Annotated in this window: 9 protein-coding genes; 5 read left to right on the top strand and 4 right to left on the bottom strand. The window is 61.6% G+C overall.

What is annotated here, in order from left to right:
- The 3 genes from IP89_RS15965 to IP89_RS15955 all read left to right on the top strand — a co-directional run.
- The coding region (locus IP89_RS15965) for a methyl-accepting chemotaxis protein (protein WP_043310603.1) at nucleotides 1–457 on the top strand (457 nt) is incomplete at its 5' end.
- Between the two features lie 115 nt (nucleotides 458–572).
- Complete coding sequence (locus IP89_RS15960; protein ID WP_043310604.1) at nucleotides 573–2,312, top strand: PAS domain S-box protein; 1,740 nt, start codon at nucleotides 573–575, stop codon at nucleotides 2,310–2,312.
- A 49-nt stretch (nucleotides 2,313–2,361) separates the two neighbouring features.
- Complete coding sequence (locus IP89_RS15955; RefSeq protein ID WP_043310602.1) at nucleotides 2,362–2,961, top strand: tRNA-uridine aminocarboxypropyltransferase; 600 nt, start codon at nucleotides 2,362–2,364, stop codon at nucleotides 2,959–2,961.
- On the opposite strand, the gene IP89_RS15950 is transcribed toward IP89_RS15955, so the two are convergent.
- The gene (locus tag IP89_RS15950) at nucleotides 2,950–3,276 is read right to left on the bottom strand and encodes a hypothetical protein (protein WP_043310601.1); all 327 of its coding nucleotides are present in this window, start codon (nucleotides 3,274–3,276) and stop codon (nucleotides 2,950–2,952) included. The genes IP89_RS15955 and IP89_RS15950 overlap by 12 nt on opposite strands.
- An 89-nt stretch (nucleotides 3,277–3,365) precedes the next feature.
- On the opposite strand from IP89_RS15950, the gene soxR reads away from it, so the two are divergent.
- Nucleotides 3,366–3,797 (top strand): redox-sensitive transcriptional activator SoxR, encoded by a 432-nt coding sequence (gene soxR / locus IP89_RS15945; protein ID WP_043310600.1) that lies wholly within the window; start codon nucleotides 3,366–3,368, stop codon nucleotides 3,795–3,797.
- Here the strand turns inward: soxR and IP89_RS15940 are convergent.
- From IP89_RS15940 to IP89_RS15930, 3 genes are all read right to left on the bottom strand, one after another.
- On the bottom strand, nucleotides 3,794–5,152 hold the full coding sequence (locus IP89_RS15940; protein WP_043310599.1) for an HlyD family type I secretion periplasmic adaptor subunit: 1,359 nt from the start codon (nucleotides 5,150–5,152) through the stop codon (nucleotides 3,794–3,796). The two genes, soxR and IP89_RS15940, sit on opposite strands and share 4 nt — an antisense overlap.
- A gap of 11 nt (nucleotides 5,153–5,163) precedes the next feature.
- Entirely contained in the window at nucleotides 5,164–7,320 is a 2,157-nt protein-coding gene (locus tag IP89_RS15935; protein WP_043310598.1) for a type I secretion system permease/ATPase, read from the bottom strand.
- A 63-nt stretch (nucleotides 7,321–7,383) separates the two neighbouring features.
- A complete protein-coding gene (locus IP89_RS15930) occupies nucleotides 7,384–8,739 on the bottom strand; it encodes a TolC family outer membrane protein (RefSeq protein WP_043310597.1) in 1,356 nt (451 codons plus the stop codon).
- 460 nt (nucleotides 8,740–9,199) lie between these two features.
- Here IP89_RS15930 and IP89_RS23395 point away from each other — a divergent pair.
- On the top strand, nucleotides 9,200–11,392 hold a 2,193-nt coding region (locus IP89_RS23395; RefSeq protein WP_043310596.1), incomplete at its 3' end, for a retention module-containing protein.

Here is an 11,392-nt window from a genome sequence, read left to right as displayed (position 1 = left end):
CAACGCGGCCATCGAGGCGGCGCGTGCCGGCGAGCAGGGCCGCGGCTTCGCCGTAGTGGCGGACGAGGTGCGCGCTCTGGCCGGGCGCACCCGCGAATCCACCGAGCAGATCCACCAGATCATCTCCTCGCTGCGTAACGGCGCGGACAAGGCGGTCAACACCGCCAGCCGTGGCGAGGACATCTCCCGTGACAGCATGCGCAGCGTCGAGGCGGTACGCGAAGCGCTGGATGGCATCAGTCAGGCAGTTACCCGCATCACCGGCATGAGTCAGCAGATGGCCGCAGCTTCCGAGCAGCAGGCGCACGTGGCCGAAGACATCAGCCGACAGATCACCCGCATTGCCCAGCTCTCCGATCACAGCGCCGGGCAGGCCCAGCAGGGTGTAGGCATCAGCCAGGAGCTCGAGCAGATGGCCGCCTATCTGCACAGCCTGGCGGAGCGTTTCAACCGTTGAGGTAAAGCGTTGCCGCCGGGCTGACGCCCGACCGCCGTAGGGACGCACGGAGGGATGGGAAATGAAGAAACAGGCAGGGTTCCTGGGCTTTTTCTCGGGTGGACATTCGGCCCAGATGTATCGGCAGATACTGGAGCAGGCCATCGATGCGGTGGTGAGCATCGACGAACACAACAACGTGACCTTCTTCAACTCCGCCGCCGAAAGGCTCTGGGGCTACCGTCCAGAAGAGGTTATCGGGCGCAACGTGAAGATGCTGGTGCCGCAGATGATCCAGGCCCAGCACGACAGCTACGTCGACGCCAACCGGGTGACCGGGCAGGACAAGATCGTCGGCACCAGTCGTGAGGTGCAGGTCGAGCGCAAGGATGGCGGCATCGTCTGGGGCAGCCTGTCGCTGTCCAAGGTGCAGGTCGGCGGCAAGCTGCTCTACACCGCCTTCGTCAAGGACATCACCCGCGAGCACGAGGCCCGCGAGGCCATCGACCAGACCCTGGAGCAGGCGCTGGATGCGGTGGTGACCATCGATCATCACAACAACGTGACCTTCTTCAACTCGGCGGCCGAGCGCCTGTGGGGCTACAGCCGGGCCGAGGTGATGGGGCGCAATGTGAAGATGCTGGTGCCGCAGATGATCCAGGCCAACCACGACAATTACGTCAACGCCAACCGCACCACCGGGCGCGACAAGATCGTCGGCACCAGCCGCGATGTGCAGATCGAGCGCAAGGATGGCAGCAAGCTGTGGGGCAACCTGTCGCTGTCCAAGGTGCACCTGGGCGAGAAGATCATCTACACCGCCTTCGTCAAAGACATCACCCGCGAGCGCGAGACCCGCGAGGCGATCAACCAGACCCTGGAGCAGGCGCTGGACGCGGTGGTGACCATCGACGAGCACAACAACGTGACTTTCTTCAACGCCGCCGCCGAGCGCCTGTGGGGCTATGCCCGCCAGGAGGTGATCGGCCACAACGTGAAGATGCTGGTGCCGCAGATGATCCAGGCCAACCACGATCATTACGTCAACGCCAACCGTCATGGCGGCGCGGACAAGATCGTCGGTACCAGCCGCGAGGTGCAGATCGAGCGCCGTGACGGCGGCCGGGTATGGGCCAGCCTGTCGCTGTCCAAGGTGCACAGCGGCGATCGCATCATCTATACCGCCTTCGTCAAGGACATCACCCGCGAACACGAGGCGCGCGAGATCATCGACCAGACCCTGGAGCAGGCGCTGGACGCGGTGGTGACCATCGACGAACACAACTGCGTGACCTTCTTCAACAGCGCCGCCGAGCGCCTGTGGGGCTATGACCGCCGCGAAGTGGTGGGGCAGAACGTGAAGATGCTGGTGCCGCAGATGATCCAGGCCAACCACGATGGTTACGTCAACGCCAACCGCACCACCGGCCACGACAAGATCGTCGGCACCAGTCGCGATGTGCAGATCGAGCGCAAGGATGGCGGCCGCCTGTGGGGCAATCTGGCGCTGGCGAAGATTCGCCTGGAGGGCAAGATAGCCTACACCGCGTTCATCAAGGACATCAGCGCCATGCACGAGTCGCGCGATACCACCAACGCGGCGATGGAGGCGGTGCTGACCTCGAGCAATCACATCGGCCAGATCGTTTCGGTGATCGACAGCATCGCCGCGCAGACCGGACTGCTCTCGCTCAACGCGGCCATCGAGGCGGCGCGGGCCGGCGAGCAGGGCAGGGGCTTTGCCGTGGTTGCCGACGAGGTACGTACCTTGGCCAAACGCTCGGCGGACTCGGCCCACGAGATCGGCGGGCTGGTCAACGAGACCAAACAGCGTATCGGCGATCTGGCCAACGCCCTGCAGAAGCTCAGCCACTGAACGTTCCTCCGGCCGCCTGTGGCACACTGCGCGGCCGGAGGAAACCACCATGTCCCGAGCGCGCTGCGAGCGCTGCACCAGGCCGCAGACCCACTGTCTGTGCCATCTGATCCCGCGTCTGGAGAGCCGCACTCGAGTACTGATCCTGCAGCACCCGGATGAGGTCGGCCATGCGCTGAATACGGCGCGCCTGGCGGCTCTGGGGCTGGCCAATGCCGAGCTAATCGTGGGCGAGAACTTCGCCGACCTGCGGTTGGATCCCGCCTATCGCGCCTGCCTGCTGTTTCCCGGTGAAGCCGCACAATCGCTGCCCCTGACTGCGGAGAGTGACGGCCGGCCACTGCTGCTGGTAGTGCCAGACGGTACCTGGCGCAAGGCGCGCAAGCTGCTGCACCTCAACCCGCAATTGGCAGCCTTGCCGCGCGTCTGCCTGCCCGAGGGCCTGCAGTCACGCTATCGCCTGCGCAAGGCGCCGGGAGAGGGCGCCCTGGCGACCATCGAGGCAATTGCCTATGCGTTGCAACTGCAGGAGCCGGAAACCCGTTTCGACGATCTGCTCAGGCCTTTCGATGCGTTGATCGAGGGGCAGATCGCCGCCATGGGGGAGGACACCTTCCAGCGCAATCACGGTGGTGGCTCAGGCGGCTGACACCGTGCTGTCGAAGCGGATGCTGCGTGCGCCGAGGCGCATCAGGCTATCGCCGAGCAACTCGGCGCCGCTGTGCCGGCAGTCCCAGGCCATCTCCCAGTCTTCCTTGCGCCGCCAGTCGAGGCGGCCAACCAGGCGTGCCGGCTCCAGCTTCAGTTCTGCACCGAGGCAGCCCTGGCTCTCGCCGAAGTGCTGGCGGATCCGTTCCAGGTATTCGCCCAGATGGCGTGCCAGTTCGGCGCGGCAGGCTGGGCGTGACTCGATGGCGATCAGCAGGGTAAAGCTGGCCGCTGCGTGTGGCGAAACCTCGTTCATGGGGTTCTCCCGGTCTTGAACTCGAATGCGGCGCCAGGGTAAAACCTCAACATAGCTTGAGGTCAAGCGCCGTGAACGAGAGAGAGAAGATGGTTCGTGACCTGAGCGTGGGCGAATTGGCCCGGCGCAGCGGCGTCGCCGTGTCGGCCCTGCATTTCTACGAAGCCAAGGGCCTGATCGCCAGCACGCGCAATACCGGCAACCAGCGCCGCTATCCGCGTGAGGCGCTGCGTCGGGTAGCGGTGATCAAGGTGGCGCAGCGGGTCGGTATTCCGCTGGCGGAAATCGCCGAGGCACTCGGCAGCCTGCCGCAAGGTCGCAACCCGACGGCGGCAGACTGGGCGGCGTTATCGGCGCGTTGGCGCGAGGATCTGGATCAGCGCATCGCTAAGCTGCAGTTGCTGCGTAACCAGCTGGATGGCTGCATCGGTTGTGGTTGTCTGTCACTGGAGGCCTGCCCGCTGCGTAACCCCGGCGATCAGTTGGCGGAGCAGGGGCCAGGCGCACACTGGCAGGGCTAGCGCTCGCGCATGGCCTCGGAGCGGGCCTTGAGTACGGGCTTGAGCAGGTAGTCGAGCACGCTCTTCTCGCCGGTGACGATGTCTACCGTGGCGACCATGCCGGGGATGATCAGCAGCGGGTGCTCGTCACTGCCTAGATGGCTTTTGTCGGTGCGCACCTGGATCAGGTAGAAGCTGTTGCCTTCCTCGTCGGTGATGGTGTCGGCGCCGATCAGTTCCAGCTGGGCCTTGAGCCCACCGTAGATGGTGTAGTCGTAGGCGGTGAACTTGACCATGGCCTTCTGCCCTGGATGCAGGAAGGCCACATCCTGCGGACGAATGCGAGCCTCGATCAGCAGGTTGTCCTCCAGCGGCACCACTTCCACCATGGGGTCGCCCGGCTGTACCACGCCGCCGATGGTGTTGACCTTGAGCAGCTTGATCACGCCATGCACCGGCGAGCTTACGGTGGTGCGGCTGACCCTGTCTTGGATGGCCACGCTGGTAGAGGTGATCTTGGTCAGCTCGGTGCGTACTTCGTTGAGTTCCTTGAGCGCCTCGGTACGGAAGGCCAGGGTCGACTCGTTGAGCTTGCTTTCGATCTCCTGCATGGCTGCCTCGGCCCTGGGAATGGCCAGGTTGGTGGCATCCAGCGAGCCGCGCATCTCCACCGCGCTACGCCGCAGGCGCAGGATCTCCACCTCGGAGATAGCGCCGGTGCCCACCAGCGGCTGCGACATGTTCAGTTCCTGCTGGATCAGCCCCAGGCTGGAGCGGTACTGACCAGCCTTGGCGCGGAACTCGGCGAGCTCCTGGGTCTTCTGCCGCAGCTGTTCCTTGAGGGTGTTCTGTTCGCTGGCGAGGCGTTGCAGGCGCGAGCGGTACAGCGCCATCTCGTCCTCTGCCAGTTGCGGCGCTTCCTTCGTCAGCTCTTCCGGCAGGGCCAGTGGGCGACCTTCGGCCTCGGCGCTCAGGCGCTCGACGCGGGCAACTAGCGCCAGCCGATCGGCCTCAGTCTCGCCCTTGTTCGAGATGAAGCGAGTGGCGTCCAGGCGCAGTAGCACGTCGCCTTTGTTCACCACCTGGCCTTCGCGCGTGAAGATCTCGGTGACGATACCGCCCTCCAGATTCTGGATGACCTGCACCTTGCTGGAGGGAATCGCCTTGCCTTCGCCAGTGGTGACTTCTTCCAGCACGGCGAACTTGGCCCAGATCAGCGCCACGATCAGGCAGGCACTGACGGCCCAGACGGTGGCGCGGGCCAGCCAGGGCGAGTCCTCGAGGACGGCGCCGTCCACCTCGGGCATGAACTCGGTGTCCTGCTTGTCACGCTTCAGGCTGCCGAAGTAATCACGCAGTGATTGGCTCAGATCCATGTTGGGCTCCGCTAGCTGGCTGCCGGGCCGACACGGCCGCGGCGCAGGGCGTCGATGACGGCTTCTTTCGGACCATCGGCCACTACGTGCCCGTAATCCAGCACGATGAGACGGTCGACCAGGCTGAGCATCGAGGTGCGGTGGGTGATCAGCAGCATGGTCTTGCCCTGGGACCAGGTTTGCAGGCGGTTGCGCAGGATGTCTTCGCTGGTGTTGTCCATGGCGCTGGTTGGTTCGTCCAGCAGCAGGATCGGTGGGTCCAGCAGCAGCGCCCTAGCCAGCAATACGGCCTGGCGCTGGCCGCCGGAAAGCAGCTGGCCGCGCTCGCCCACGGGGCGGTCGAAGCCCTGCGGATGCTGGCGGGCCAGCTCGGTTACGCCAGTCAGTTCGGCCACTTCCAGCATGCGTGCGTCGCTGACGTAGCGGGCGCCCAGGGTCAGGTTGTCGCGCAGGCTACCGGAGAGCAGTGGCAGGTCGTGTGCCACGTAGCCGATCTGGTGGCGCAGGTCGGCTACGTCCAGTTGGCGCAGGTCGAGGTTGTCGAGAAGGATCTGGCCTTCGCTCGGTGTGTAGAAGTTCATCAGCAGGCGGGCCAGGGTGCTCTTGCCCGAGCCACTGCGACCGATGATGCCGATTCGCTCGCCAGCCGCCATTTTCATGTTGACCTTGTTCAGCGCCGGTGAGCTTTGCCCTGGGTAGCTGAAGCTGACCTGGCGCAGGTCCAGCGCACCATGAAGGTGGGTGCGCTCCAGCGGCCGCTGTTTGGCCTGGCGCTCCTGCGGCAGAGCCATCAGCGCGTCGGTGCTGGTCATGGTCAGGCGGGCTTGCTGGTAGCGTGTGATCAGTCCGGCGATCTGCCCCAGCGGCGCGAGCACCCGGCTGCCGAGCATGTAACTGGCGACCAGGGCACCGACGCTGAGTTTGCCGGCGATGATGATGTACACGCCGGCGACTATGGTGGCCATGCCGGCGAACTGCTGCAGGAACATGGTGCCATTGGTGGCCAGGCCAGCAAGGAAACGCGCGTGGCTATCCAGGCGGGTGAGGGCGCCGTGGGTCTTCTCCCAACGGTGTTGTCGCTCACTTTCAGCGCTACAGGACTTGAGGGTTTCCAGGCCGCTGAGGGTCTCGATCAGCAAGGCTTGGCGTTCGGCACCCAGAGCCAGGCTCTTCTGCACCGTATCGCGCAGGCGCGCCTGGATGATCAAAGCGAACACCGCGGTGATGGGGAAGGCCAGTAATGGAATGATCACCAGCCAGCCGCCGAGCAGGCCGATGACCACGATCATCAGCACCGAGAAGGGCAGGTCGATCAGGCTGGTTAGGGTGACCGCGGTGAGGAATTCGCGCAGGCCCTGGAAGTCGTGGATGCTCTGGGCGAAGCCACCAACGGTAGCCGGCCGTGCCGCCATCGACATGCCGGTGATGCGCTCGAACAGGGTGGCCGAGAGCACCACGTCGGTCTTCTTGCCGGCCACATCCAGCAGGTAGGCGCGCAGCACGCGTAGCAACAGGTCGAAGCAGGTGCCGATGAACAGGCCGATGACCAGCACCCAGAGCGTCGAGGTGGCCTGGTTGGGCACCACGCGGTCGTAGGTCTGCATGACGAATAGCGGGACCATCAGGCCCAGCAGGTTGATCAGCAGGCTGGCCAGCACCGCGTCGGTATAGAGCCAGCGCGATAGCTTGAGGGTGTCACGGAACCAGGCCTCGACCCGTGGTACCAGAGGAGTGCGGGCTTCTTCCAGTTCATGTTGCGGCTTGGCGAAAAACGCTTGGCCACTGTATTCGATGGCCAGATGCTCCGGGTTCACCCACTGTTCGCCGCCATCCGCTTCGCAGGGCAGGATCAGTAGCTGATTCTTCGGGCCTATTTTCTGCAGCACTGCACTGCGGCCATCCTTGAGCAATAGCAGGACGGGCAGGTTCAGCGGTGAGATGGCGCCCAGCTCGCGGCGCAGAATGCGCCCCTGCAGACCGGCGCGAGCCGCCGCGCGGGGCAATAGGTCTGGACTCAGGCGTTGCTCGGGCAGCGGAAGGCCAGCCGTCAGGCTGGCTCGGCTGGCTGAGCAGTCGTGCAGTTTGCAGAGAATCAGGAGGCCGTCCAGCAGCGGGTCATCATGACTCTGCCGCTGGTCCCCAGTGGGTCTCCGTTCCATGGTGGTCAAGGTCACTACTCCTGAGAGGCTGCCCGGCGTAGTTATCGCCGAGCAGCATCTTCGCCGGGACTACTACTTCATATCCGGCAGGCGGGCCTCGCTCTTCACCTCGGTGAGGGCTACAGCTTCGGCCGGGACTACGACGTTCTGTTTCTGCAACAGCTCGCCCATGGCAGCAATGACGCGATACATGGAGAACTCTTCGGTGTAGCGAACCTCGGTGTAGCGACGGTTGGCGGTGAAGAGTTCGTTGTCGCTATCCAGCAGGTCGAGCAGGGTGCGTTGACCGAGACTGAACTGTTGTTGGTAGGCCTCACGCACACGCGCGGTGTAATCCGCATAGTCCCTGGCTTTGGGGGTTTGCAGGCGGGCGTTTTCCATGGCGTTCCAGGCCAGCATGAGGTTCTCGTTGACCACACGCAGGGCGTTGTTGCGGATGTCCATGGACTGGTTGATCTGGTGTGCCGCCGATTGCAGACGGGCTTTGTCGCGCATGCCGTTGAACAGGTTGTAGTTCATCACCACGGCGGCGCGCCACGAGTTGTAGTGGCCTTCATCGCCCTGCACGTTGTCGTCGGCGCTGGTGGCCAGTTCAAGGTCGAAGCGTGGGTAGAAGGGCGACTTCGCCACTTCGTATTGTTTCTCGGCGGCGTATACGTCGGCCTGAGCGGACTTGAGGAACGGGTTGTTGTCCATCACCGACTGGCGAGCGGCAGGCAGATCCGCCGGCATGTCGCCTTTGATAGTCGCAGGCGCCTCAAGCTCGTCCGGCATGCGCCCGGTGGCGCTGAAGAAGTTGGCTTCGGCGTCGGCCAGGTTGACCTGCTCGGTGTAGAGGTTGTTCTCGGCCAGGGCCAGACGGGCTTCGGACTGGTCCAGGTCGGCGGTGCTGCCGACGCCGCGCTCGCTGCGCAGGCCGATCTGGTCATTGACCCGCTGGTGGGACTGCAGGTTGTTCTGCGCCAGGGTTACCATCTCGCGGCGCTTGAGCACTTCCAAGTACACCTCGACGGTGCGCAGTGCCAGGCTCTCGGAGGTGCCTTGCACATAGTAGGCACGGGAGTCGACTACCGACTTGGTGCGCGCCACTTCGTTGGGCGTGTTGAAGCCATCGAACAGCATCTGCCGCAGGCGCAGCTCGGCGTCGCGGTAGTTCAGCGTCTCTTTATTGTGGTCACCCAGCGCACGGGTGCTGGGACTGTCGGTCTGTTCACGTCCATACCCCATGAGCAGATCAACGGTCGGCAGGTAACCACCCTTCGCGATCTTGACTCCTTCATCCGCAGACAGTCGGTCATTCATGCTGGCATGCAGCTCTGGATGATTGTCGACGGTGCTCTGGATAGCTTCCGAGAGCGTCATGGCCTGCGCCTGAGAACAGGCCATGGCCATCAAAATGCCACTGCAGAGCGGTTTTAGTACGGGCATGAGGTTTTTCTCCTTATGGGTAATGCCTGGCTCCTGTCGCCAAAATGCTGACGCTTTTGGCCTGGTAGAGCGTTTCAGGCCTGTAACATCACAGCTAAGTTCAAGTTCCAGAGTAGCTAAGAAAAATTCGTCACAAGATTTATGAGAAAAAAGTCTTATGCACTCTGTGAGAACGAGCACATTGTTTCTTCCGTAAGCCGCGAAAAACGGGGCATTCAGGCCTGTTCGCAGCTAAGACAGTCGGTCAAATGCAGTTTTGGAGCATAAGGGGCGGGGATGTTTCTGAAGGAGTAGGCCGGTGCAGTTGGAGCGACACTTTTTTGTCGCATTTCACTATCAAGCATGTGCGCCGTTCAATTTCAGCAGATTTCTTCGCACGATTTCCCGGGTTCGGAAGGTGTTTTGACCCTTTTGAAACGTGCCGGCAGTGGTCGGCAGCTGTAGTGCGGAGGAAGGAATCATGGCTACTTTGATTGGTGTCGTCAGTCAGGTTGTCGGCGAGGTCTTTGCGGTAGCTGGCGATGGAACGCGTCGACCGCTGGTTGAAGGTGATCGTGTCTATGCTGGCGAACAATTGGTTACTGGCACGGGAGGGGCGGTTGCCGTAACCCTCACCAACGGCGAGGTCCTTACCCTCGGACGTGACAGCAACCTTTCTCTTAATGAGCAGATGGTGGCCGATGGCGATGGCCAGTCCAACCAGGCTCAGGATCAAACTCCCACCACTCCCTCCGACGGTGATCTCACCGACGTCGAGCAACTGCAGGCTGCGATCGAGGCTGGCGTCGACCCGACCCAGCAAGGTGAAGCCACCGCGGCTGGTCCTGGTGGTGGCGGAGCAGGGGGCGCTGGTGGTGCCGGTGGCATCGGTGGTGGCCACAGCTTTGTGCTACTGGGTGAGGTCGGCGGCGCCCTTGATCCGGTGATCGGTTTCCCCACTGCAGGCCTGGAAAGCGGCCCCGAGTTCCCCGATCCCGAGCCGATTGTCACGGATGAACCGGATTTCTCCCCTACTGTTGAAATCATCTATTTCGACGAGGAGGGCTCAGTAGTAGCTGGGCCTGGGGTTGTTGAGGAATCTGAGCTGGATGGCGCTGCCCCAGGTAACGTGGATGGACAACCTGGCTCTAACGCAGGAGTTGGACCAGAGAGTATTTCTGGGGCGCTTCTGATCAACTCCCCGGATGGGATCTCGGCCATTCAGGTCCTGGATAAATTTGGTGTTTGGGTCAATGTGCAAGGTGGCGGGACTGTTCAGGGTGTATATGGCGTCCTTCAATTCGATGCTGCCGGTAACTGGACATACACGCTAACCGACAACACTCTCGATCATTCAAACCCGAACGCAGTAGGTGCTGACGACCAACTGCTGGATCCCTTCGCTGTGCGGATTATCGATGGCGATGGTGATGTTTCCCCAGCCGTACCGCTCAATATTGCTATTTACGACGATGGTCCGGCTATTCAGGAGTTCGAGCTTAATCGCCACTTTAAAGTTATTGCAGATGAATCCGTTGGGTTGCATGGATCCTTGCAGAATGAGCTTTGGGGTAAGCAGATTCCGTTTGATGAGGCCTTCCAAAGTCCTAATCCGGATGGCCTGAGTGTTATTGGCTATTCGAAGGTTCCTGGTGCCTGGCTGTTTAATCTGAGTGTTGATGCTGGTGCGGATGGTGAGGCATCTAGAATCTTCAGCCTTAGCTTGGGTGGCGAGAGTGGTGAGGGCGGGCAAGAGGGAGAGGAACTTGTCGGTGGTGTTTATTCCGGGCTGAGCGCTACAGATGGTGGTGCTATCAGCTTGTACATGGATGGTGCTGATGTAATTGGTCGGGACTCAGATAACGACATCGTTTTCCGGGTACGTATCGATGAGGGAACTGGCAATGTGACCTTGTGGCAGTACGAGGCTATTGATCACGGCTTTGACTGGAACAACCATGACAGTCTCAAGACTATTACTCAGGGAGCGCTGAATGTGAGCGTCACCATCATCGATGGTGACGGCGATAAAGCGGCGTCGGATGTTCTGGATCTAGGCAAGGTAATTGGCTTTGAAGACGATGGTCCGAAGATCACTTGTTTCACATTAGAAGAGTGCGCCCGAATCATCGTTGATGAGTCAGTGGGTATATTTGGCTCGCATCAAAGTGAGCCTGGGTTCGCTTTTGCGGCGGATGAGTTTGGACAATGGTCGGGCCCGGATGGTACTGCAATTGGCTACGCCAAAGTTGACGGTGACGACCTGTTCAAATTGACGGTTGATGCTGGCTCAGACAAGGAAGATACGAGTCGGCGTAGTTTCGAGTTCAGTTTTAACAATGCGGCATTTTCTGGTCTGTATGCCACCGAGGGTGGGGCCATCAAGCTTTACGCTGATGGCGATGATGTGGTCGGCAAGGACGCCACAGGTAATATCGTCTTTCGGCTGCGCATTGATGAAGATGATGGTGACATTACCCTCTGGCAGTACGAGGCCATCAAACATGGCGCCGATGGTAATGACCACGATGCTCTGAAAACACTTGTCGACGGTGCGCTTAAGGTCAAAGTAACGGTCTACGACAACGATGGCGATTACGATAAGGCCTACGTTGATATCGGCAAGGTGGTTGGCTTCGAAGACGATGGTCCGAAGATCACCAAGTTCGAGCTG

It is taken from the genome of Pseudomonas sp. ML96 (assembly GCF_000761545.1).
GTDB lineage: Bacteria > Pseudomonadota > Gammaproteobacteria > Pseudomonadales > Pseudomonadaceae > Aquipseudomonas.
The sequence above is the reverse complement of the archived record's forward strand: the minus strand, read 5'-3'. Positions and strand labels throughout refer to the sequence as shown.